The 25450-nt window shown below is 41.0% G+C and carries 19 protein-coding genes; 5 read left to right on the top strand and 14 right to left on the bottom strand.

Translation table 11 applies throughout. The annotated features are described in order from the left end of the window. Positions 1-75 precede the first annotated feature (75 nt). The 3 genes from OOA_RS16130 to OOA_RS16120 all read right to left on the bottom strand — a co-directional run bounded on the left by OOA_RS16130 (position 76) and on the right by OOA_RS16120 (position 3928). Positions 76-1656 carry an alpha/beta hydrolase-fold protein gene (locus tag OOA_RS16130; RefSeq protein WP_008913234.1) on the bottom strand — a complete coding sequence of 527 codons (1581 nt, stop codon included), beginning with the start codon at positions 1654-1656 and terminating at the stop codon, positions 76-78. Between the two features lie 180 nt (positions 1657-1836). Continuing rightward, positions 1837-2460, bottom strand: coding sequence for a DUF3156 family protein (locus OOA_RS16125; protein ID WP_008913233.1), 624 nt, complete (start codon positions 2458-2460; stop codon positions 1837-1839). Continuing rightward, positions 2435-3928 (bottom strand): APC family permease, encoded by a 1494-nt coding sequence (locus OOA_RS16120; protein ID WP_008913232.1) that lies wholly within the window; start codon positions 3926-3928, stop codon positions 2435-2437. The genes OOA_RS16125 and OOA_RS16120 overlap by 26 nt, the downstream gene beginning before the upstream one ends. Positions 3929-4322: 394 nt before the next feature. Here OOA_RS16120 and OOA_RS16115 point away from each other — a divergent pair, with 394 nt between their 5' ends. Then, on the top strand, positions 4323-4994 hold the full coding sequence (locus OOA_RS16115) for a LuxR family transcriptional regulator (RefSeq protein ID WP_008913231.1): 672 nt from the start codon (positions 4323-4325) through the stop codon (positions 4992-4994). Positions 4995-5040: 46 nt separating this feature from the next. Here OOA_RS16115 and OOA_RS16110 read toward each other — a convergent pair whose 3' ends face one another. The 5 genes from OOA_RS16110 to OOA_RS16090 all read right to left on the bottom strand — a co-directional run bounded on the left by OOA_RS16110 (position 5041) and on the right by OOA_RS16090 (position 10314). Continuing rightward, positions 5041-5784, bottom strand: coding sequence for an SDR family oxidoreductase (locus OOA_RS16110; protein WP_008913230.1), 744 nt, complete (start codon positions 5782-5784; stop codon positions 5041-5043). Positions 5785-6080: 296 nt separating this feature from the next. After that, positions 6081-7574 (bottom strand): aldehyde dehydrogenase family protein, encoded by a 1494-nt coding sequence (locus tag OOA_RS16105; protein WP_008913229.1) that lies wholly within the window; start codon positions 7572-7574, stop codon positions 6081-6083. Between the two features lie 28 nt (positions 7575-7602). After that, a complete protein-coding gene (locus OOA_RS16100) occupies positions 7603-7971 on the bottom strand; it encodes a cupin domain-containing protein (RefSeq protein WP_008913228.1) in 369 nt (122 codons plus the stop codon). 48 nt (positions 7972-8019) lie between these two features. Then, positions 8020-9321, bottom strand: coding sequence for an NAD(P)/FAD-dependent oxidoreductase (locus tag OOA_RS16095; protein WP_008913227.1), 1302 nt, complete (start codon positions 9319-9321; stop codon positions 8020-8022). A 183-nt stretch (positions 9322-9504) separates the two neighbouring features. Continuing rightward, complete coding sequence (locus tag OOA_RS16090; protein WP_008913226.1) at positions 9505-10314, bottom strand: helix-turn-helix transcriptional regulator; 810 nt, start codon at positions 10312-10314, stop codon at positions 9505-9507. Between the two features lie 337 nt (positions 10315-10651). Between OOA_RS16090 and uriH the strand changes: the two genes are divergently transcribed. Beyond that, on the top strand, positions 10652-11596 hold the full coding sequence (uriH, locus tag OOA_RS16085) for a uridine-preferring nucleoside hydrolase UriH (protein WP_008913225.1): 945 nt from the start codon (positions 10652-10654) through the stop codon (positions 11594-11596). 62 nt (positions 11597-11658) lie between these two features. Here the strand turns inward: uriH and OOA_RS16080 are convergent, their stop codons facing one another. Further along, the gene (locus tag OOA_RS16080) at positions 11659-12642 is read right to left on the bottom strand and encodes a glycosyltransferase (protein WP_008913224.1); all 984 of its coding nucleotides are present in this window, start codon (positions 12640-12642) and stop codon (positions 11659-11661) included. Positions 12643-13293: 651 nt separating this feature from the next. On the opposite strand from OOA_RS16080, the gene OOA_RS16075 reads away from it, so the two are divergent. Next, positions 13294-14214: a DUF808 domain-containing protein gene (locus OOA_RS16075; RefSeq protein ID WP_008913223.1), complete on the top strand. Its 921-nt coding sequence runs from the start codon at positions 13294-13296 to the stop codon at positions 14212-14214. A gap of 58 nt (positions 14215-14272) precedes the next feature. On the opposite strand, the gene narI is transcribed toward OOA_RS16075, so the two are convergent. The 5 genes from narI to OOA_RS16050 form a co-directional block, all read right to left on the bottom strand. Beyond that, entirely contained in the window at positions 14273-14950 is a 678-nt protein-coding gene (gene narI / locus OOA_RS16070; RefSeq protein WP_008913222.1) for a respiratory nitrate reductase subunit gamma, read from the bottom strand. Beyond that, entirely contained in the window at positions 14947-15669 is a 723-nt protein-coding gene (narJ, locus tag OOA_RS16065) for a nitrate reductase molybdenum cofactor assembly chaperone (protein WP_008913221.1), read from the bottom strand. The genes narI and narJ overlap by 4 nt, the downstream gene beginning before the upstream one ends. Beyond that, positions 15666-17207 (bottom strand): nitrate reductase subunit beta, encoded by a 1542-nt coding sequence (narH, locus tag OOA_RS16060; protein ID WP_008913220.1) that lies wholly within the window; start codon positions 17205-17207, stop codon positions 15666-15668. The genes narJ and narH overlap by 4 nt, the downstream gene beginning before the upstream one ends. Beyond that, positions 17207-20968, bottom strand: a complete 3762-nt coding sequence (locus tag OOA_RS16055; RefSeq protein ID WP_008913219.1) for a nitrate reductase subunit alpha — start codon at positions 20966-20968, stop codon at positions 17207-17209. The genes narH and OOA_RS16055 overlap by 1 nt, the downstream gene beginning before the upstream one ends. A gap of 65 nt (positions 20969-21033) precedes the next feature. Beyond that, a complete protein-coding gene (locus tag OOA_RS16050; RefSeq protein WP_008913218.1) occupies positions 21034-22431 on the bottom strand; it encodes a NarK family nitrate/nitrite MFS transporter in 1398 nt (465 codons plus the stop codon). A gap of 495 nt (positions 22432-22926) precedes the next feature. On the opposite strand from OOA_RS16050, the gene narX reads away from it, so the two are divergent. Next, positions 22927-24705, top strand: coding sequence for a nitrate/nitrite two-component system sensor histidine kinase NarX (narX, locus tag OOA_RS16045; RefSeq protein ID WP_008913217.1), 1779 nt, complete (start codon positions 22927-22929; stop codon positions 24703-24705). A 39-nt stretch (positions 24706-24744) separates the two neighbouring features. Then, positions 24745-25383, top strand: coding sequence for a two-component system response regulator NarL (narL, locus tag OOA_RS16040; RefSeq protein WP_008913216.1), 639 nt, complete (start codon positions 24745-24747; stop codon positions 25381-25383). Positions 25384-25450: the final 67 nt, after the last annotated feature.

The following is a 25450-nucleotide window of genomic DNA, read 5'->3' as shown; positions in this document are numbered from 1 at the left end:
TCTAGTTGCTTTATTTATTTTTCAATTCTAATTTTATGACGCTATGATTTCATCAATACCATCGTTTCATCGATGTTATTGTGTCATTGGTTCTGAAGTTAGGTATCGCGTGCCTTCATACAATGTTTCACACCAAGAAACATAGTCATGACCGCTCGGTAATTCATTGGCTTCGACCTGATATTTCTTATGTTTCAAAACATCCAATAATCGATAGTGGTTTTGAATAATCCCCCCCCAACTTCCATATTGCTCAAATAACCCTGCTTCAAGATAAAAGCGTAGCGGTTTCTTCGACATTTGCTCAATCTCACTGATTAGCCATTCGGGATCTTTGCCTTTTGGAGCCCACCAGTAAGATCCTGACATGCTGATCACATTTCCAAATAGTTCAGGGTGCTCTAATGCATTCCATGTTGCACCGAGTCCTCCATAACTCGAACCGGCAATAATTGTCGATTGCGCAGGAGCGTGAATACCTTTTTTCGCTAAGATTGGCATTAATTCTTCAGCCAACATTTGAGGAAATTGTGGATTAGGGGGCAATTCATCTGCTCGACGATTAGCACTGATACTGTCGAGGAAAACGACATACATTGGTGGTATTGCGCCTTCGTCCATCCATTTATCAAAAAAATCAGCCATTTTGTAGGTATGTAGATAGGTTTGCCCATCGAGTAATACCAGTAAAGCTGGTTGTTTCATCTCAACATTAGGACGATAAATATAAATTTTCCTATCGTTATCAAGAATTTCACTATGAAAAGTAAAAGAATCTAACTGGCCTTTTAGCTGATAACGCTCAATTTTTGCGAAGTCACATTGGCGTTTTTCTGGTGCTAAGGATAACAACGAAAAGCGATTATATTGATCGGCAAAAAATGAAGGGATCGCATGTGAATTGAATGGATCTGCCTGTGCCGTCGCGAGAATGGCTCTTCGTTGAGCAAATCCACCTTCCGCCACTTTCGGAATATCAGGCGCAATTTTATATTGCGATAATGTGTCATTCGGTACAACAAAGCTACGATACCAAATATCAGTATTGGGTATATGTGCCATGGTTTCATGGTTACCAGAAGGCGCACCTAAGATATAGGCATTCGCTTTTGCTCCACGCCATAAAAAAGTGACTTTCTTTTGCCCTTTTTTAAAATCTTCGATTAATGGTGTTCCTTGGGCTTTGATCTCTCGCCAAAAAGCATCTGTATTCTTTTCATTTTGATAAGTATCAAGCAAGGCTTGTAACTTAGGGCTATCTAACTTGTGTTCTGCCTCAATCGCTATCGGCTGATACTCCGTTAAATTAAATTTGAGTTGCCATTTCTGGTCAGGCACCCCTTTTAAATCCACATAATACTGACCTGTTGTAGGCACAATATAGGATAACGTGTGAGGTTCTTGAGGTGATGCTTTTTGCAATAGTACTCGAAGTGGTTTTTTATCGATGCTAATCAATGCGGCATCTGAAATGCCTTCGCCTTCTTGGCGAATATAGTGTTTGTCTGAGATTTCAACCAATAAGCAACTATGCCCTTCACTATCATGAATACCCTCAACAAAAGAGGATAATTCATCCAGACGAATACAATCAGGTTGGGTTGCTATTGCTGCGAATGAAAACAGAATACAACCCAGTAGTGGTAACGATTTCATATCAATTCCATTGATAGATAATTTTTATGTGAATATTACTATCAAATTAATACTTGAAACTCAATATATCCATCATTTCTCAGATTATGTGTAAGTAATGAGTTAAAATTTTTTATTCATATTGATAGCGTGCAACTTGTTAAGTGAACACGCTAAATATCACGTAAAGCATCATCGGTATTACAGCTTAGAAGCTGAACATCCATAAGAAAAATGTTTTGCCATAAACTGATCAAAAAGTTGTAAAGCACTCAATAAACGATAGCGTTGCTGTGCTGTTAGACGCAAATAACGACGTGTAGCAGGAATGCGGCTCACCATTTCTGAAGCGGTAAAAGGCTCAATTTCACACCGCCAAATACCATTTTTAATCTCAAGGTGACAATGATTAAAATCTAACTCCTCAAGGGTTTTTGCAATAACCGGGTACTGAGCAAGTAACTTAATGAGTGATTGCCCCTCTTCATCTTTTGAAGTGAAGTCGATATACTTTTTCCGCCAATTTCCACGCGTTTTCACCATGACTTGTGCATTAATCTCCTGATTACAATGGCCTTCAATCGAAAAACAGCTAAAGACAATAAAAGCCATAAATAATGTTTTAACTCGTTCAGTTACCTGAATAGTCAATTCATCTTGTGGGTATATCAGGAGCTCACCAGGCGCTCCCCATTCACATTGATAAGGCAAAATATCTCGTTCTAATTTATTCAGTGTTAAGCCCTGCTGATAGCCTATTGGCAATCGTTTTTTATTCAAATGTTGCCAAATAGAAGATTTAAGCGAGGTTACGTAGTGGTTCAATTTTCACCTCCTTTAACTCTTCTTCAGTGAATGTATTGGATAACACCAGTTCAACCTCAACAGGTTTAAATGGATTCACTTTTTGTACAAATATCGTCCAGATCAAGGCATAACTGGCGGTCAAACCTAACATAATTGCAAACGGGATATAGACATCAGCCTTATTCATACCTGGTGGCGTGATATAAATGATCGCCAAGATAATACCAATGCTAGAGATAATTTGCGGTATTGGGAAGAAAGGTGAGCGGTAAGCTCGGTGCAAATCAGGACGGCGAATACGCAATGAAATCACTGAAATCGTCACCAAAAGGTAAGCCGTTCCCCAAGAACATACTGCCGCTAAGACTAATGGAATGATCCTATTCAAATCACCTTGGATGGCGAAAGTGTGTAAACATGGGATCATCACCGCGACCAAAATACCAAATACCGGTGTTTTAAAACGTGGATGCAGGTAAGCGAAAATACGAGGTAATGCGCCATCAAGAGCCATACCATACAGAATCCGTGGTACTGCAGCCATTAAAGTATTAATCGTCGCTCCACCAGCCAGTAATAGCGCAATACCGATCCAATATTTCCCAATATCACCAAACACTTGCCCAGCAAAGGCCGGAATTGCCATTGGTGTTTCTAACAAGCTAATCTGATGCGCAGGATCAACTATCACATTTTCAACTTGGTTGGTCATTGCTGCGCCAAATAAAAACATACACAACGCGACACCACATAAGCCCGTTGCCATTGCACGAGGGATCACTTTGGCTGAGTTTTTAATTTCAGGAGCCATCGGGGTCACTAGCTCGCAGCCCACAAACATAAACATCGCCATTCCCACAAAACTTAGCACTAACGTTGGATCAGATATGTTCAGCCCTAATCCAAACCACCCTTCCACGGAGACATGAAAAGGCATTAGCAACCCCGCAATACTGAAAATCATTAAAGTCGTCCACATCGCAAAGGTTAAAATAACTTCAACTTTACTAAAAGCCTCGATACCAAAGGCATTCAAGAGGCCAAAAATAATGACTAACCCAACACCAACCATCCAAGAGGTATTGCTGGTTTCCATCACGGTATTGAGACTTTCAAAATTCACCAGCGCCATGATGCCTGATAAGATAGTTTCTGCCGTTCCTGCAAATACATGCACAATAAGATAAGCCGATAGCGCCCCTGTGATCGCCCAAAAACGGCCCATACCACATGAAATATAGTCGTAAACAGAGCCAGACGTTGGCAAGATAGCAGCCGCCTCAGAGAAGGTGGTTAACTGCGCTTGCATCATGATAAAACTTAGTAATACAGCGAGTGCAAAGGTATCACCACCTATCCCAAAACCGCTTGTCACCGTCAAGATGACAGGGCTTGCCATAATCACACCCACCGAGCTAGCTAATGTGGTGGGAAAGCCCACCTTCCCCTTTTCAATGTGTGACGTTAATTTTGAGGACATATTCATTTTATTTCCCTCTTTCTAGAACATAGCCGCAACTGTGAACAGCTTGTAAAAATAAAGTAACAATGTTGCCACTATAGAAATAAGCACAAACATACCGCTATCGTCCTAAAGAACGATACCTATAGGGGTAGATAAGCAAGAAGGTTATGACGAAAAGTACTACGAAAGGTGTTTAAAAATAGATAAACCATGAAATATCAAGGTATAACGCCAACCTTATTTATTAATATATTAATAAATTATCAGCGAAATATACCGATAGGCGTATCCAATGAATTTATCTACCAATTGTTACGTTTAAATATTGCAATCAAGTTCACGTTATTAACATGTTTACTTTATGTTAATAACATTTAGTAGCATGATAATAAACGGACTCACTACGGAAGGTAATATGATGAAAACGCCACCTCTGTGCTATCACCAGCGAACGTTGATTAATTGTTGTCTAAATACAATCGCTCATATTATTCCTATCTCAGCATCCGTTTATTATCTTGTTGATGATTTGTGGCAGCCTGATAACCATGTTTTGTATGGTATCAGTTCACGTATGCATCAAGATTATTTACAACATTTTTATCAATTGGATCCGCTTCATCCGGATAAATTTCGTAATGATGAATTACGTTTAGTCAAAATGGCACCTGAGATGAAACATAAAAATCAGGAGTTTTATCATGATTTTATGCAGCCTAATAATATTACGGATATGGCAGAGATTTTTATTCGACGTAAAAACAAAATTATTGCAGGCATTTCAGTCTTAAGGGATTCGCCATTTCAACCGCAAGAGGTGATACGGCTAAATGCAATATTGCCGATTGCTGAGTTAATGACTTTTGATATTTTACCGGATTCACTGGTTTCTTATACGCCCAAGGAACAAGAAATCATTCATTTGGTTCGTGAAGGCTCGAGCAATAAACGAATTGCATTACTGCTTGGAGTCTCACTCTCCACGGTGAAAACTCATTTACGCAATATTTTTACCAAAGCCAACGTGAGTAACCGAACAGAGCTTGTTTCATCTGGCTTCATTATTCGCCAAGAAAAAATGCTATAAATGGAGTCGAGACCTCAAGGTAGAGAAACATCGACACTTACACTGTTTAGCGCCCACCTGTTGCGTCAATCATCGCACCTGTGACATAGGATGAAGCATCACTGAGTAGCCAAGTAATCACTTCTGCAATTTCTTCTGGCTGGCCACCTCGTTTCATTGGGATTTGGCTAGCAACACGGTCGACTCGAGCAGGTTCCCCACCATCTGTATGCATGTGGGTATAAATCGAGCCGGGACGGACACCATTAACACGAATACCTAATTCCGCTAGCTCAAGAGATAAGCCTTTGGTGATAGTATCGACAGCGCCTTTGGATGCTGCATAATCGATATATTCATTCGGAGAACCTAAACGAGCAGCAGCTGATGATACATTGACAATGGCTTTACCGTGAAACTGGTTAAAGTGTCGGGCGTTTTTGATAAATTCACGACAACAAATCAGAAGCCCCGTGACATTCGTCGCCATCACGGTATTAATTCGCTCAGCAGTTAATTGCTCTGCGGTGCATTGTTGAAATAAAATTCCGGCATTATTGACTAAATAATCCAAGTCACCGTACTGTTCACGGATGGTAGCAAACATCTGGGTAACCTCGTCCTCACTGGCAATATTGGCTTGGATCGCAACCGCATTTCCGCCTGATGCAATAATTTCATTAACAACCTCATCAGCCGCTTGTTGATTACTTTTATAGTTAATAAGTACCTGCATTCCAAGACCTGCAAGCTGTTGTGCTGTCGCTCGGCCAATTCCTCGACTTCCACCCGTAATTAATGCCGTTTTCATTGATTCACCTTATTTTAGGCTTACGCTTTAAAATGAGTTATACCCAAAACAATTAGCCTTGTATATCGGTAACAAGTGAAGTTGTTTCGATGAAATCAGGTAACAATGTTTATGATAACATTCAAAGAATTTGCCGATTTTCAGACAAAAAAATCCCGGCATAAGCCGGGGAAATACGATAATATCTGCCAATATTCACAAAGAATTCGAGTTACTGCTAAGCAACAAGTAAAAGCATTCCAATAATCATAAAAACTTAAATAATGGGTGTGGCAAAACACCTTTAAAATTAACAACTAGTAACGCATCATGACTGACTTTAATTCTGTATAGTGTTCGATAAATGCACTCCCGAACTCTCGACCAATACCCGATGATTTAACGCCACCAAATGGAACCGCAGGATCGAGGAATGTATGCATATTCACCCAAACTGTCCCCGCTTCAATACGTGAAATCATCCGCATCGCTTTGCTCAGATCATTCGTCCAAATGCTCGCTGCAAGGCCGAATGGTGTGCTGTTCATTTGCTCGATAAGTTCTTCTTCGTCATCATAACTGAGGAAGGTTCCCACGGGGCCAAATGTCTCCTCCTTCATCAAGGCATCATCAGGGCTGTTTGCTCGAATAATCGTTGGCGGTACAAAGTAACCCGCACCGGCAATTGCTTCTCCACCATAAATAATTTCACTTCCTTCCTGGCGAGCTTTTTCAAATAGTCCAAGGATCTTTTCGTAATGGGCTTTATTGGCAAGCGGCCCCATTTCTGTTGTTTCATCCAATGGTGAGCCGATCTTAAAGGTCGATAGGCGCTGTTTGAGCTGTTGTAGAACTTCATCTATCAATGATGAGTGAATATAAAAACGCTCAGCCGCCGCACAAATCTGTCCTTGGTTTAAATAACCCGCTTCAATAATGCCATCAACAATTTTATCAACCGATAAATCAGCTAAGAAAGCAGCACCATTTTTTCCCCCTAACTCAAGGGTAACTCGCGTTATTTTCCCTTCCATTGCTGCTCGACCAACGGCTAAACCTGTTGGCACTGATCCTGTGAAGGTCACTTTTGAGCACAATGGATGACTGATTAATGCAGGCCCAACTTCACGACCACCACCATTGACGATATTAATGACACCATCAGGAATACCGGCTTCTTTAGCTAACTCAGCAACTCTCAACATAGTCAGAGGTGTAAATTCGCTCGGTTTTAATACGATAGTACAACCACAAGTGAGTGCTGCTGCTAGCTTCCAAATAGAAATCATAATTGAAAAATTCCATGGAATAATGCCAGCAACTACACCAACAGGCTCACGCTGTGTAAACGCTTTGTATTGCTCGCCGTTAAATGATGGCAGAGAAACATTCAGTGTTTCGCCACTGATTTTAGTTGCCCATCCGGCAAAATAGCGTAGAAACTGCGCAGCAGAGCCCACCTCAAGAAAACGCGATAACTGAATGGTTTTCCCTGAGCACAAGGTTTCTAGCTGCGCCAGCTCTTCTAGATTTTTTTCAAACAAGTCAGCTAAGCGATTAAGGCAATTTCCTCTTTCCATCGGCGTTGTTTTTGCCCAAGCACCACGAAAAGCAGCATAAGCTGCGGCCATGGCAGCATCCACTTCCACCTTGGTGCCATCTTTCACTTTAGCAATAACATGCTCTGTGGCAGGGTTAACGACTTCGAAGAAGGCATTCCCCGCGCCAGAAACAGGTTCGCCATTAATATAATGCCCATGTTGGCGATTTAAAAATTCACGGACTTCCGGCAATAGGGTTAATTCGCTCATCGTTACCACTCCACTTTTTAGATATTAATTATGCATTTACACAGGCTAAGTAATGCTTAACGAAACGCTCACCTGAAATCTCCCACAGGACTTCAGTGCCTTTCGCCGCAAACCAAGAGTCACCTTTGTGGTACTCAACGGTTTCGCCTGTTTTCACGTCGGTGAGTTTGACTGAACCTTCGTGGACAGTTGCCATTTCATCAAATGGATAAACCATCTTAAATTTACCTTTAGTACAAGCAAAAATACCACAGGAGAGGTTATCGGTTGGTTCGCCGTGGATCATTGCAACGCTAGCTTGTGGATCACCTTCAACAACTACTGATCCCAAATTAGTGACGCTGCCGATATTAAGCAGTTCAGGTAGTGGTTTGTTTAACAGTAATGGACTGATCATGATTTTACCTTTTTATCAATTGACATAATGATGCAAAAAATTCACGGTTTAACGGCGACCTTGCCAATAACCCGATGTTTGGTGCCATATTTTAGCGAGTGATACGATGGCATTACGCATGCTGTCTTTACCCGCAATGTTGGCATGTGGAATCGAACTCATCAGGTCATAACGATGTGACCCTTCAGCCATTCCTTCCGCTAATACCTTGCACACAATGTGACTCGGTGTAACGCCAAAGCCTGAATAGCCCTGTACAAAGAAAATATTTTTGTGATCAGGTAGCGTACCGATTTGTGGAAATAAATTAGCGCTACATGCCATTGGCCCACCCCATGCCAACTCAATTTTCACGTCTTTTAAATACGGGAAAATTTTCAACATAAGGTTACGGTTCCAGGCTTTAAGATCGGCAGGAATGTACTCTAGAAAATGGGTTGAACTACCGAATAACAGTCTGTTTTCATTAGTGACTCGGTAGTAGTCAATAACAGGACGAATATCACTGTACGCCCCACGAATTGGGCTGATACGCTCAATCATTTCATCAGATAACGCTTCGGTCATTAGCTGGTAGGCATATGTATTAATGGTTTTCGGGTATATCGTTGGCTCTAAACCATTTAAAAATGAATCGCACGCCCACAACATTTTCTGTGCGCGAACTGAGCCCATCGCAGTACGTACCGTTACCGTATCGCCATATTCCACATTAAGTACTTGGCTATTTTCGAAAATTTTGACGCCATATTCACTAACAGCTTTCGCTTCACCAAGCAGCAAATTCAATGAATGAACATGCCCACCGCCCATATGCTTGATCCCACTAGTATAAGCATCAGAGCCGATAATTTTTTTTAGGTCAGACCCTGTATAGAATTCAATTTCTTCATCTGGCGATACTGATTTGAAATCAGCCATCCAGCTACGTAAGGTTTTTTCTTGCCGTTTATTGCTACCTAAATAAGCATATCCATGACAAAAATCAGCATCGATATTGTATTTGGCGATGCGCTCGCGGATGATGCCTGCTCCCATATTACTGATTTTAAATATGGTCTCTAAACCTTCAGAACCAACATGCTTTTTAATCACGTCTAAGTCATGGCCGATCCCTGCCATCACTTGCCCACCATTACGCCCTGATCCTCCATAACCAAGATGGCGACCTTCAATAATGGCAATATTAGTGATCCCTTTCTCACACAGTTCAAGCGCTGTATTGATCCCTGAAAAACCGCCGCCAATGATCACAACATCAACATCCAGATCCTCTTTGAGTGTTGGAAAGCGAAGATCGTATTTTTTAGTTGCTGCATAATAGGTTAATGATTCAACTTGGTTATTCATTTTGGATACCTTGTTAGTATCTTGTCATAACCTTGATTATCTTAACCCACCATTAACATTTACATAGCCCTTTAGGGACATTTGAAACATTAAGTTAACATTTGTGAGGTAGACACATTATTTTGATATCTATATCGAGATTAAAGTGGCTAACTAACTGGCATACAGACCAATCGCATTCTCTTATATGGCTAGGACTGTTGAGCGAATTGCTGTACCAGCGATATTCGAACCATGATTCGAAATTTGAAAGCTTTGCCGATTCATTAACAAGTTAAATAATTCAGCTTGAGAGTTAATATCTAGCTTTTGATAGATATTTTTTCGATGATTTTTGACTGTACCTAAACTGATAAAAAGTGACTGAGCAATTTGAGGAGAACCATTGCCTTCTAAGATCAATTCCACCACTTCACACTCTCTTGGTGTTAATCCAAAACGAGTCTGCATATCAGTAAGCCGTGAATGACCAGAAACATCATTAGGTGAAACTTCTTTATGCAGCCTTGCCATACTCCGAATGATTTCAAAAGGTTCTTTTAAAGACGTAAAGCTGCATTTTTCCGATAAAAATGGCGAATTTTCATTACCAAAAAAGATACCAAGTTGCTTTTCAGGCGCGATTTCCAGTATTAAACCCGCTTCATCACACCAACCTGTTTTACGATAAAAATTGAGATAATAATCCGTGTGATAAAAACCTTTTGGAACAAGCTCTTTCAACGTTAAAACTTGTGAACCAATGCCTTTTTGCAATGCTTGATAAAAGGGATCCATCAGATAAGCACCTCGCTGATAGATACGGTTTATATTGTCGCTATTGCGCCGTTCAACTTTGGAAAGAAAACGTGGTGGTGCATTTTTTTCAAATGAATAAACAATGGCATTATCAAAAGCAATAAAGGACGATAGCCATGATAATAAATTGGGATAAAATTGATTAGTTGCAACAGAATCAATCACATCAGGTAGTTTTTCCAGATAGTTTTCCATTCTGCCTCCAGAATCATTAATTTATTAACAAATCTCACATTTTGGGTAATAAAATCGCTAGCTTAAACTTATAAAAAACACATTATCTCAACTAACTCAATTCAGATGTTATTAATATGTTAATTAAATCACACTATCGTTCTTTAGTGTTAATATTTTGTTACTAACCATTTAAGTTACAACCAATAAATTCGAGGTGGATCACAGGAAATTTATTCAAAATTTCTTAGTGTATTTTGTTGCACCTAAAATAATTTGAGAGTCATCTAATTAAATGCCTGAATGTAATTAGCCTCCAGATAACTCAAATTATTTTGTCTATTAGGTAGGAGAAAAAATGCCTCAAAAGAAAATAATTTTGGACTGTGATCCTGGACATGATGATGCAATCGCAATCTTACTTGCCTTAGGCCACCCAGATATTGATTTACTCGCCATCACCACCGTGGTAGGAAACCAAACTTTAGAGAAAGTCACTCGCAATGCTCAAGCTATTATTGAGCTGGTAGGGGCTAGACATATCCCTATCGCTGCTGGCTGCTCTCGCCCACTTGTGCGTTCCATTCAAAATGCAGCGGAAGTTCATGGTATTAGTGGTCTTGATGGCACACATCTCCCAGAACCAACCCATCCACTTGATCCGCGCCATGCTGTTGATCTCATTATCGAAACACTTAAATCGCATCCGCCTAAAACGATCACGTTAGTTCCTATTGGAGGCTTAACAAATATTGCATTGGCGGTGAGAAAAGCACCTGAAATTGTTGAGTTAGTAAAAGAAGTGGTATTGATGGGAGGCGGTTATCACAAAGGAAATCGCTCTGCGGTAGCCGAATTCAATATTGCAATTGACCCCGAAGCAGCTCATATCGTTTTTAATGAATGCTGGCCATTAACTATGGTTGGATTAGATTTAACCCATCAAGCCAAGCCCACCGATCAAATAATGACTGATATTGCTAATATTAATAGCCCCATCAGCCAATTTGTTGTCGATTCATTGAGTTACTATACGGCTGGATATCGCAAACGTAATGGAACCGATGACCATGCACCTGTGCATGATCCTTGCGCAGTTGCTTATGTAATTGACTCATCATTGATAACAACTCAGAAAGTCCCTGTAGACATTGAATTGCAAGGTGGATTGACAACAGGAATGACCGTTGCTGATTTTCGCCACCCACCAGCTGAAGATTGCCATACACAGGTTGCGGTAACATTAGATAATCAGCGATTGTGGACAATGGTTATTGATTCAATAAGAGAATTATCTCATTAATGATGATTAGTAAATAAAACAACAAGGTAGCTTACTCACCAATAAGCTACCTGAATAGAAGACTACTTACTTATAGCTTTTAATTTAGAGTAACGTCTAATTAATCGCCACTTTAGCTTAATAGTCGTTGCATGAGACCAAACAATATCCCAATAACCTTTCTCAAAAAACTGTCGTGACATGTCACGCTGAATTTCTGGTGACTGAATAGCGAGTATCGCCTGAATCACACCTAAACCTTCTTTACCTACCTGCCATAAGCAAGATGGCGCTTGTTTAACTTGTTCAGGATAACGTTTGTAGATACCCAGCAGCATATCGATGATTTTCAAGTAAGTATTGATTTTTCGAACCGAGCGCTCATCACCGCTAAGTGAATGAGAAACAGATTGGTTATGAATCAAATATTCATAGTATTGTTCGTTAATGAATTGAACTCGTTTTGCTACCAACAATAACTCGGTTGTCCACGGGATATCTTGATGGTGTAATTTCGGTTCAAATGAAAAATTGTGCTGGCGGATCAAATCGAGACGATAAAGATTCAGCCAAGTCACATGCAAAAATTTGCGAGAGCTTAAGCCCATTTCAAGCCATTCAGGTCCACTGATAATTCCTGTTGAGGGAACTTTATTTGGCGGAAAAATAGCTTTAGGTGCATCACCGTTAGTGTAAATATAGGTACCGTTACAGGTCGCAACATCCAGATCACTGGCCAGTGCGATCTCCAACAGACGTCCATACATTTGAGGGCTTATTTCATCATCGATATCAGGAAATGTGATGTATTTACCCGTCGCTTCGACCATACCCGTGTTACGAGCAACTGATACTCCCTGATTTTCTTGAGTGAGCAATTTAAAATTGCTGAACTTATCTTGATACTGGCGAATAACATCTTCAGTATTATCTTTAGAACCGTCATTTACCATGATCAGTTCCCAATTGCTTAAGTTCTGTGCCAATAAGCTATCAAAAAAGTGAGGAAGAAATTTTTCCCCATTATAAACCGCAACAACAATACTCAAAACAGGCTGAGAGGACATGAGTTAACCTTATTAAACCATTCATTTTGAGATGACCTTATCGATCATCCTCTTTCATTATTTTTACTGAAAATCGCGGTATATGTAATCGCGATACTCCCAGTTGCTGTCAGCAGTGTATGTAAATAAAGCCTACAGCATAAATTATTCTGTATATACTCAAAAAATCAATCTATGCAAAGCAAATTTAGGTAATTAGAAAGAAACTAAGTCCATTGGTTCCATTACCATACAAAATTCATTATTCATAAGCTAAATCTATCGAATAGCGAGTATTTTACGTCTTTTTATGCACCATTTTATACTTCAATTATGAGTATTAGCGCTAATAAACTCGCGACACTATCGAAATAGTCGTATAGCGATATAATTCAGGTTGTAGCATAAAATTCACAACCCTTCATTTGAAGCATGACGATATGTACTCTAAATAATTCGAATTGCATGTAGGCGACAAGGAAAAATAGATGTGGAATATAGATAAACTATATGAATCGACTCGCTGAGCACAGCCAACAGTTATGCACTTGAATTATGACAAATATAGACTTAAATAAGATTTATCAGCCTATATACAATTGAACTAATTATCTCAAGACCAACCTAATAAACATTGAACACATCTTAATTAGACAATATAAGGATATTCCCGTGGCAGGAAGTAGCTTACTCGCTTTACTTGATGATATCGCAGCAGTATTAGATGACATTTCTGTTATGACCAAAGTGGCCGCCAAAAAAACATCCGCAGTATTGGGTGATGATCTTGCATTGAATGCTCAACAGGTTACTGGTGTTCGTGCGGAACGAGAGATCCCCGTGGTATGGGCCGTTGCAAAGGGCTCATTCATCAATAAGCTGATATTGGTTCCTCTAGCCCTACTTATCAGTGCGTTTATACCTTGGGCTATCACGCCATTATTGATGATTGGCGGGGCGTACCTGTGTTTTGAAGGTGCCGAAAAGCTGATGCATAAATATCTTCATCACGCCGTCGATCAAGAAGAAAAAAATGAACATGACGCAGTAATGTCGCCTGAAGAGCTAGCCGCATTCGAAAAACGTAAAATTAAAGGTGCGGTGCGCACTGATTTTGTGCTGTCAGCTGAAATTATCGCTATCACTTTGGGAATAGTGTCTTCAACAACCCTAATGAACCAAGTAGTTGTTCTTTCAATTATTGCTATTGTTATGACAATCGGAGTTTATGGGCTAGTGGCTGGCATTGTAAAAATCGATGATCTTGGGTTTTATTTACAGAAAAAAACGTCTATGTTGCTAAATAAGCTAGGCAACGGCCTAATTCATGCAACACCTTATCTTATGAAAGCATTATCTGTCGTCGGTACTGCCGCTATGTTTTTGGTTGGTGGAGGAATACTCACACATGGCATTCCTTTTATTCATCAATGGATCGAAGAGGTTTCGCTAGCCGCTACTCTCACACCTGCTATCGGATCAACAATGCAGTTGATTACTCCGTCATTAGTAAACCTAGTATTCGGCGTTATTGTCGGCGTTGTACTCGTCTTGCTATTTACCTTAATTAAATCTCGCAAAATTTCTCAATAGCACTCACAAAACTAAGATAATGGCTTCGTACTGAATACGATGTACGAAGCCATATTATTTAGTGGCGATTTCTCACTAGTTGGTAGCGACGCGTAATATATTCAATCGGCGCACTCCAAATATGGACCAAACGGCAGAATGGAAAGAGTAAAAACAGTGTCATCCCCAAAACAAGGTGTAGTTTAAAAATCAGACTGACACCTTCAAGGTAATGAGATGCTCCCCAATGGAATGTCACAACAGATTGCGCCCACCCCACTAACTTCAACATTTCACTACCATCCATGTGCTGGGCAGAAAATGGAATGGTCAATAAGCCTAAGCAGACCTGTACCACCAGCAAGGTGAGGATCATGATATCGCCGAATGACGAGGTAGCTCTGACGCGTGGATTCGTTAAGCGACGCTTCAATAGCATCGCGCCGCCAATCAGTACCATTACCCCACAAGCGCCACCACCAATCATCGCCATTAACTGCTTAATATGCATTGGCAAGAATGATTCATACATCCAATGAGGTGTTAACATGCCAAAAAAATGCCCCACAAACACACCAATAATCCCGATGTGAAATAAATTGGAAGCTAAACGCATATTCTTTTTATCCAGCATTTGGCTTGAACCTGCACGCCAACTGTATTGGCCATAATCATAACGCAGCCAGCTACCGACAATAAAAACCGTACCAGCAATATACGGGTAGATATCGAAGAAGAATTGATTGATAAAATTCATTTTTGAACTCCCGTATTATAATCAGCATCAAGGTTCAAATATTGAGGGACTACCGCATTGGCAAAACGTTGTTGATGAGCAGAAACTTCGCTACCACACGTTTTTTCATCTGCAAAGAATTTAACTTGCTCTTCTTCCCAAACGGCATCCAGTGCTTCAGGTGTATCATCACGCGCTTCTGATGCAACTTTGCCACTCAATTGACTGGTTTCGATTGCAGTGTCTGAAAGCTCAAGTAGCAAGTCAAACAACATACCAAATCGGCTTTGGCGCTGCTTCAGCCTTTCACCCAATAGAGCCAAGATGGGGGCAATATCGTTTAAACCTTCACGAGTTTGATTAGGTGCAAGTGCGGTCAGATATTCCAAGTAAATCGGTAAATGATCCGGCAGTTCGCGGCAGTCAATCTGGAGGCCTTGTTGCTGATATTGCGCCATTAAATCGACCATCGCTTGTCCTCGATCACGCGATTCCCCATGTACATGCTCAAATAACAGTAAAGATGTTGCACGCCCTCTATCAAACAGCTCACAGTATTGTGCTTGCATATCTAATAGATCTTCATTGAGATATTCGCGCACAAACATCATCAATTGGATTGCGCGCGTAAACGGTAGCTCGTCGGCTTGTTCTAAAGCGATAATTAGCTCATCACGGTGTTTCCATAATTCTTCTGATGGATAATCAAGTAACCGAGAAATCACTTTCAATGACATCATAGTGTTTTCTCCTGTGATGTTTTTGGTGTCACATCAATAGCGTCAATTCGGCGACTATTGAATAAATTCATCTTACTGTCACTACCATGGCAACCATCACCAAAACTAAAACCACATGCTTTCGCTTCAGGGAATGCTTCTCGGGCAAGTTCACGATGGCTAGATGGGATCACAAAACGATCTTCGTAGTTAGCGATGGCTAAATAGCGATACATCTCTTGTGCTTGAGACTCAGTCAATCCAACTTGTTCTAATGCACTGGTATCACATTGATTCTCAACCGTTTCTGCACGTTTATAATGCCGCATAGCTAGCATTCGTTTCAGCGCCAATAGAACAGGTTCAACATCCCCCGCCGTTAACAAGTTGGCGAGGTACTGTACAGGAATACGCAAACTTTCAACATCCGGTAGGACACCACTATTCGCGAGTATTCCCGCATCTGCCACTGACTGAATCGGTGACAAAGGTGGCACATACCAGACCATCGGTAACGTGCGATATTCAGGGTGTAATGGCAGCGCCAATTTCCATTCCATTGCCATTTTATACACAGGTGACTTCTGAGCCGCATCGATCACACTCAGTGGGATCCCTTGTTTTTGCGCCTCTTCAATAACCTTGGGATCATGCGGATCGAGAAACACATCAAGTTGGCTTTGGTATAGATCGGTTTCTTTTTCAGTACTCGCTGCTAGTTCGATTTTATCGGCATCATAAAGTAGCACGCCTAAGTAGCGAATGCGCCCAACACAAGTTTCAGAGCAAACCGTTGGCATACCTGACTCAATACGTGGATAACAGAAAATACATTTTTCTGACTTGCCACTTTTCCAATTAAAGTAGATTTTTTTGTACGGACAACCCGTCAAACACATACGCCAACCACGGCATTTGTCTTGGTCGATAAGCACAATACCGTCTTCAGAACGCTTATAGATAGCGCCGCTCGGGCATGTCGCAACACAGGCAGGGTTTAAACAGTGCTCACACAGACGCGGTAAATACATCATGAAGGTATTTTCAAACTGCCCGTACATCTCCTTTTGAATATTTTCAAAGTTCTTATCTTGGGCGCGTTTGCTAAATTCACCACCAAGGTCATCTTCCCAGTTAGGGCCCATGGTGACATTACTCATTCGCTGACCAGTAATTAACGAACGCGGTCGAGCCGTTGGCACATGTTTGCCTTCTTTGGCATTTTTCAGATTGCTATAGTCATAATCAAATGGCTCATAATAATCATCTAAGGCTGGCACATCTGGGTTGGCGAATATTTTCGATAACACACCCATTTTATTCCCCATTCGAGGAACCAATTTACCCTTAATATTGCGGATCCAGCCACCTTTCCATTTTTCTTGGTCTTCCCAGTTATGGGGATAACCAATACCGGGTTTAGTTTCGACGTTATTAAACCACGCGTATTCCACACCTTCGCGGCTGGTCCAGACATTTTTACAGGTCACGGAACAGGTATGGCAACCAATGCATTTGTCGAGATTCAACACCATGCCGACTTGAGAACGAATTTTCATTATGCTTTCTCCTTACCGCTCAATACTTGCTGGTAGCCATCTTGTTCACCATCAAGCCAATCGACCTGTTTCATTTTTCTTACCACCACAAATTCATCACGGTTTGAACCTACTGTGCCGTAATAGTTGAAGCTATAAGCAAGATGACCATACCCACCAATCATATGGGTAGGTTTAGGGCAGACACGGGTGACTGAGTTATGGATCCCGCCTCGTTGCGCGGTAATTTCTGAGCCCGGTAGATTGATCAGTCTTTCTTGTGCGTGATACATCATGATCATGCCATCGGGAATTCGCTGGCTGACAATCGCTTTTGCAGTAAGTGCACCATTGCTATTGAAAGCTTCAATCCAATCATTGTCTTCAACGCCCAATTGACGTGCATCTTCCTCACTTAACCACACCACAGGCCCGCCACGACCGAGTGTTAACATCAGTAAGTTATCGCTGTAGGTAGAGTGGATCCCCCATTTTTGATGTGGGGTTAAGAAATTCAGTGCTTTTTCTGGGAAACCATTGGGTTTCTTACCCATCAATGGTTGGGCGGCACGTGTATCAATCGGCGGGCGATAAACCACAAGGCTCTCACCAAAGGCTCTCATCCATTCGTGATCTTGATACAGCTGCTGGCGGCCACTCAAAGTACGCCAAGGGATCATTTCATGTACGTTGGTATAGCAAGCATTGTAAGAAACATGCTCATCTTCTAGACCCGACCACGTTGGGCTAGAAATGATCTTACGCGGCTGGGCGACAATATCGCGAAAACGGATCTTTTCATCTTCTTTGTTGCGAGCAAGATGGGTGTGATCACGACCCGTAATTTTTCCTAGCGCATCCCATGCTTTAACCGCAACCTGTCCATTAGTTTCAGGTGCTAAGGTTAAAATGACTTCTGCGGCATCAATCGCTGTTTCAATTTTTGGTCGCCCTTCATTAGCACCGCTTGGCTGGGTTTTATTCAATTTTTTCAAAAAATCGACTTCATCCTGCGTATTCCAACTAATCCCTTTACCACCATTACCTAATTTATCGAGTAAAGGTCCTAATGAGGTATAACGTGCATAAGTGGATGGGTAATCACGCTCAACCGCCATAATGTGTGGCGCGGTTTTTCCGGGTATAAGCTCACACTGACCTTTTTTCCAATCGCGTACATCAAAAGGTTGTGCCATTTCAGCGGCACTATCGTGTTGGATCGGTAATGTCACCACATCGGTTTCTTTGCCTAAGTGCCCCATACTCACTTCAGAGAATGCTTTCGCTATTCCCTTATAAATTTCCCAGTCACTCTTAGATTCCCAAGCAGGGTCAACGGCAGCAGATAATGGATGAATAAACGGATGCATATCCGACGTATTCATATCATCTTTTTCATACCACGTGGCGGTAGGAAGAACCACATCAGAAAACAGACACGTACTGGACATTCTGAAATCGAGAGTTACCACCAAATCGACTTTACCTTCGGCTGCTTTATCTGCCCATTCAACCTCTTCAGGTTTCACTCCACCTTGCTGACCTAAATCGGTTCCTTGAATTCCATTTTCAGTCCCCAAAAGGTATTTCAATAGATACTCATGCCCTTTACCTGCGGAACCCAACAAGTTGGAACGCCAAATAAACAAATTACGTGGGAAATTTTGTGGATTATCTGGCTGCTCTGCGGCAAAGCGAATAGTCCCTTCTTTGAGCTGTTTGACAGTGTAGTCAGCAACAGATAATCCTTCAGCTAGCGCTTTTTTAGCAATCGTTAACGGATTAACATTTAATTGAGGTGCAGAAGGTAACCAGCCCATGCGTTCAGCTCGCACGTTCATATCAACCAGACTACCACTAAACGCTTTTTTATCCGCTAATGGCGATAATAGCTCTTCAGGACTGACGGTTTCATAGCGCCATTGGCTGGAATGATTATAGAAAAATGAAGTGCTGTTCATATGGCGAGGTGGACGTTGCCAATCTAGACCAAAAGCCAGTGGTAACCAACCAGTTTGAGGGCGTAATTTTTCTTGTCCAACATAGTGTGACCATCCACCACCACTTTGCCCAATACAGCCGCAGAAAACCAACATGTTGATAATCGCACGATAGGTCATATCCATGTGATACCAGTGGTTGATCCCCGCTCCGACGATAACCATTGAACGTCCATGAGTTTTTTCAGCAGTATCGGCAAACTCATGAGCAATACGAATGATATTTTGACGACTCACACCGGTGACTTTTTCCGCCCACGCAGGTGAATATGCTTTCATATCATCGTAGTCTACGGCGCAATTTTCATCACCAAATCCACGGTCAATACCGTAATTTGCTAGCATCAAATCATAGACGCTAGTCACTAAGGATTCACTACCATCCACCAGCTGAATACGCTTAACTGGCAGCTTATGAAGCAATACATCTTTTAGCTCCACACTTTGGAAATATTCACTTTCGAGGCCACCAAAGTAAGGAAAACCAACGTCAACAAATTCATCAGAAGAATCAGCAAGACTCAACTGCATTTTAAATTCTTGGCCATCTTTCGCATTGCGAGGTTCAAGGTTCCATTTGTGGCTATCATCCCAACGGAATCCCATCGAACCTTGTGGTGCGCATAGCGCTCCTGTTGCTTGATCAATCGCAACCGTTTTCCACTCGGCATTTCTCTCTTCACCAAGTGAATCAATTAAATCAGAAGCGCGCAGCATACGGCCACTAACATAAGAGCCATCCTCCCGTTTATCCAACATCACCAACATTGGCATATCGGTATAAGTGCGAACATATTCACGGAAGTATTCTGCTTCACGTTTTACATGGAATTCGTTGAGGATGACATGCCCCATCGCCATCGCCATCGCACTATCTGTACCCTGCTTTGGGTTCAGCCAATGGTCACACAGTTTCGCAATTTCGGCATAATCGGGGGTTACTGCAACTGTTTTCGTTCCCTTATAACGCACTTCAGCAAAGAAGTGTGCATCGGGTGTCCGTGTCTGAGGAACATTAGATCCCCATGCAATAATGTAAGAGGAGTTATACCAGTCAGCAGACTCTGGTACGTCGGTCTGCTCACCCCAAGTCATTGGCGAAGCAGGTGGTAGATCGCAATACCAATCATAGAAGCTCAGGCAAGCACCACCAATTAATGATAAATAACGTGCCCCCGATGCATAAGAAACCATCGACATCGCTGGAATTGGCGAAAAGCCAATAATTCGGTCAGGACCAAACTCTTTGATAGTTGTGACATTAGCCGCAGCAATCAGCTCATTCACCTCTTGCCAGCTTGAACGTACAAAACCACCACGACCACGAGCTTGCTTATAGCTTTGCGCTTTTTGTGGATCGTTAATGATGGAAAACCATGCATTCACTGGATCTTGATGTTCTGCTTTCGCTTCGCGCCACAATTTAAGTAAGCGCTTACGAACCATTGGATATTTAACGCGATTGGCACTGTAGAGATACCATGAGTAGCTTGCACCACGTGGGCAGCCCCTTGGTTCATGATCAGGTAAATCAGGACGAGTACGTGGATAATCAGTTTGCTGAGTTTCCCATGTCACCAATCCATTCTTGACATAAATCTTCCAACTGCATGAACCGGTACAGTTTACGCCATGTGTCGAGCGTACAACTTTGTCATGTTGCCAACGGCTACGATAACCATCTTCCCAATCACGGTTTACATTTAATTCTTGCCCATGATCGCCAGAAAAAGTCTCACCTAGCTGTTTGAAATAACGAAATCTATCTATAAATTTGCTCATTCGGATTACCTCCAAAGAGACGCCAATTGCGCCATACATTGCTTAAGTCATTTTATTGATTGTTATTATTTGTGCTTACGCCCATACACTAACCAAGTGATAAGCACACAAGAGATATAGAACACAAAGAAAATAATCATCGCGCCAGCAGGTGAGCCAGTTAGCGTTAGCGAGGTACCGAATGCTTTCGGAATGAAGAAGCCGCCAATTGCTCCAATGGCTGAAATAAATCCTAATGCAGCTGCACTCTCTGTTACTGCTTGTTTCTGTGCTTCTTGTTCTGATGTACCTTGAGACATTGCGCGATCGATAGTTAATTTGCGAAACACCACTGCAATCATTTGGAATGTTGAGCCACTACCAAGTCCCGCAGTTAAAAACAGCACCATAAACACACCATAAAACGCAATAAATGAGCCGCCCTGACCGTGTTCAGGTAATGTGAGGAATAATAAGCCTGAGAAAATGGTCATCACGATAAAATTAATCAAAGTCACTTTTACGCCACCAAATCGGTCAGATAACATGCCGCCAATTGGGCGAGCTAGAGCACCAAGAAAAGGGCCAAAGAAGGCAAATTTTAAGATAACGACATCTGGGAATTGCGTATTGGACAATATTGCGAAGCCAGCAGAAAAACCAATAAATGAACCAAATGTAGAGAGATACAAAAAGCTTAAAATCCAAAGGTGTCCACGCTTTAAGACGGGTAATTGCTCTTTTAAAGATGCTTTATTGGCAGCTAAATCATTCATGCCAAACCAAGCCATTACGGTGAAAAACAACAAGAAAGGAACCCAAATCCATGCTGCATTTTCCAGCCATAGCATTGAGCCATCTTGTTGTAAGGTGCCCGTTCCTCCCATAAAGGAAAAAACACCGACACCAATAATAAATGGTGCCACCAGCTGCATCACGCTAACCCCTAAATTACCTAGCCCACCATTGAGGCCTAACGCCCCACCTTGATGTGCTTTAGGAAAGAAGAAGCTGATATTTGCCATGCTTGACGCGAAGTTAGCGCCAGCGAAACCGCAAAGAAGTGAAATAATGATGAAGATACTGTACGGCGTTGTTGAATCTTGAACGGCAAATCCTAACCAAATACAAGGAATAACCAGAAAAGCGGTACTCATTGCTGTCCAACGGCGTCCACCAAAAATCGGAATAACAAAAGAATAAGGTACGCGTAAAAGTGCTCCAGAAACGGAAGGCAGCGCGGTTAATAAAAATAATTGATCTGTGGTGAAATTAAATCCCACTTTATTTAAATTAACGGCAACAGCGCTAAATAACATCCAAACGCAAAACGCAAGTAATAAGCTAGGAATAGAAATCCACAAATTACGATTTGCAATTCGTTGGCCTGTTTGTTGCCAAAACTGGGTATCTTCAGGACGCCAATCCTGAATAATAGACCCAGATTGTTTTATTGCTACATTCAAATCTGTTCGTTGAGACATGACCTACCTCGATAAATATCATTTTCGAGGCAAGTTTGTGATGCTTTAGCAACCACTAGGCTGATCTAAATCAAGAGAGATTCAACTTAGATTTTGCACACTATAGCAGCAACCTTAATCAGTAGTAGAGGGAGTAGCTGATAGTAACTATTTAAATATTAATAATAAAAATAGATTTATGAAGATTACTTTTATATCAATATTTACGTTATTCTATCGACTGGATATTTAGGGTTAACCCTCAAGTAGTATATTTAATTTTAAGCAATCTATTAACAATACAACCCTTAAGAAAAAGAAACATAACGAAAGGTCGATGCCCCCAATAATTTGGGTAGCAGACTTTAGTAACTTGAAATATATAATTCAAGTTGCATGTAGGCGACAAGTGAAGATAGGCGGGGATCATAGATAAACTATGTGACTCGGCTAGCTGAGTGAAGTCAACAACCATGCAAATTGAAGTATGACGGGGATATTTTGAAGGAATTTATTATGCCGAATTTTCATCGTCGATTTTCAATCATCAATCAAGTCATCGGGTTGATGTTACTCATTGCTATTCTCGGCATTATTGGCATGACAATATCAAATCGTATGATTATCAGTGTGCAAGGTAATGCGCATGCGATTAATACATCAGGTTCACTTAGGATGCAAAGCTATCGCTTGCTTTCGTTAGTCCCTCTAAATGCACACTCGGAAAAATATCTAGATGCCTTAGAACATGATTTATCCAATCCCGAATTAACTCAAGTTGTTAAAGCTGAAGACTTAACAGCAAAATTGACTGATCTACACACCTTTTGGTTAGAAATCTTACGTCCTGCGCTTAATAAGGCTTCCGCACCAAATGACGCAAGATATGAAGTGATTGGGTTCGTTAATAAACTCGATGAACTAGTTCATGACATTGATGAAAAAACAGAACGAAAAATAGCCTATGTCGCAATGACACAAATGATCTTTATTTGTTTAGTCTTTTTATTATTGATGGGGACAATTTGGCACCTTAGGCGTAAAATTTACTATCCATGGAAAAAACTTCTTTCTATGGTCAATACCATCGGACAAAAAGATTTTAGTCAACGATACCCAGCTAATAATACGCAAGATGAATTAAATGCTTTAGGGCTAACATTGAACCAAATGTCAGATGAATTAGCTCAAAGCTATCACCAATTAGAATCAAGAGTGGCGGAAAAAACGGCAGATTTGCGTAATAAAAATCGTGTACTTTCATATCTTTATCAATCAAGCCAAATACTGCACTCTGCTAAACCACTCGACTTAAGGCTACAAAAAGTCCTTGGTGAACTCAAAAATATTACGATATTAAAAAATCTCAGCTTAAGGCTATATGAAGACAGTAATGAAAAATATTTTCATGAAATTTACTGTACTTCAGATGAAATGGATCATCACGATACCCAAAATAGCCTTAATCACAATAAGCAACCCTTGCCAAGAGAAACAGTTCTTCACCCAAAAACATTATTGTGGGAATTATCGGACAATATTCATCGATATGGCGTGATTGTCGCAGAAATAGAAACGAGCGAAGCTATATCAAATGAACAAAACAATTTAGTTCTGGTACTGGCTAAACAAATTTCAGGAATGCTAGCGATGGAACATCAAATAGAGCAGCAACAACAATTGCTAATTATGGATGAACGTTCGGCTATAGCAAGAGAACTACATGATTCCATAGCACAATCACTCTCTTGCCTAAAAATGCAAATTAGCTACTTACAAATGCAACCTGAATCATTACCTGAAAAGCATCAGCAGTTACTCAGCGAAATGCGAAGTGAAATTAATACCGCCTACAGCCAACTTAGAGAACTTTTAACGACATTCCGCTTAAAATTAATGGAGCCAGGATTACTTCCCTCACTTGAAGGAACAATTAGCGAATTTAGTCAGCGAATGGGATTTCAAATTTTATTAAATTATGATCTCCCCGTAAAAAGTATTACTCCACACCAATCTATTCATATCATACAGATAATCAGAGAGGCATTGAGCAATATTCTAAAACACGCGCATGCAAACTGGGCACAAGTCACACTCCAGCAAAATTCAGGCGTCATTACCATTACAATCGAAGATAATGGTGAAGGAATTGGCCCTTCACCAGACAAACAAAACCACTACGGTTTGATTATAATGAGAGAAAGAGCACTCAGCCTCAATGGCACATTCGAGATTATTCCAAGATCTCAAGGGGGAACCGAAGTTAAAATCACGTTCTCTCAATCAGTAGCTTAATTATTTAAAGCAAAACAATTTATGGAAATTACAAATATAATGAACGAAAAATCAACAATCTTACTTATCGATGATCATCCCATGTTAAGAAGTGGCGTTAAGCAACTGATTAGCCTTGAGCCATCACTATTAGTGATTGGCGAAGCTGGCGATGGAATGACAGGAATAAAAATCGCAGAAGAGCAAGATCCTGATCTTATCTTACTTGATCTCAATATGCCGGGCATGAACGGCTTTGAAACTCTCGATGAACTCAGAAAACGTGAATTATCAGGAAGGATCATTCTATTCACCGTATCTAATTATGGAGATGACCTTGTGAATGCGCTAAAACGTGGCGCGGATGGCTATTTATTAAAAGATATGGAACCCGAAGAACTTATTGTTGCCCTTAAAGAAGCAGCAAGTGGCAAGATGGTTGTCAGCCCAGCATTGACGTCAGTGCTTGCTGAGTCCTTAAGAGATAATCGCCCGCAAACAGACAGTAGTCTTCTCTCTTTAACACCAAGAGAGTCCGATATTTTAGAGTTAATTTCACAAGGATTATCAAATAAAATGATCGCTCGTAAGCTCGATATCGCGGAAAGTACCGTCAAAGTTCATGTTAAACATTTACTCAAAAAGCTAAATCTAAAATCACGGGTTGAGGCTGCGGTATGGGTGCTACAGCAAAAATAGTTTTTATTAGGCTCACCGTTTTTATACCTAAAATAGTTCGAGTTACTTGTAGAAGTAAAGTTAAGCG

Origin of the sequence: Providencia burhodogranariea DSM 19968 (assembly GCF_000314855.2) — a bacterium.
Lineage (GTDB): Bacteria > Pseudomonadota > Gammaproteobacteria > Enterobacterales > Enterobacteriaceae > Providencia > Providencia burhodogranariea.
Note: the sequence above shows the minus strand (reverse complement) of the source record. Positions and strands in the feature narration are given on the sequence as shown.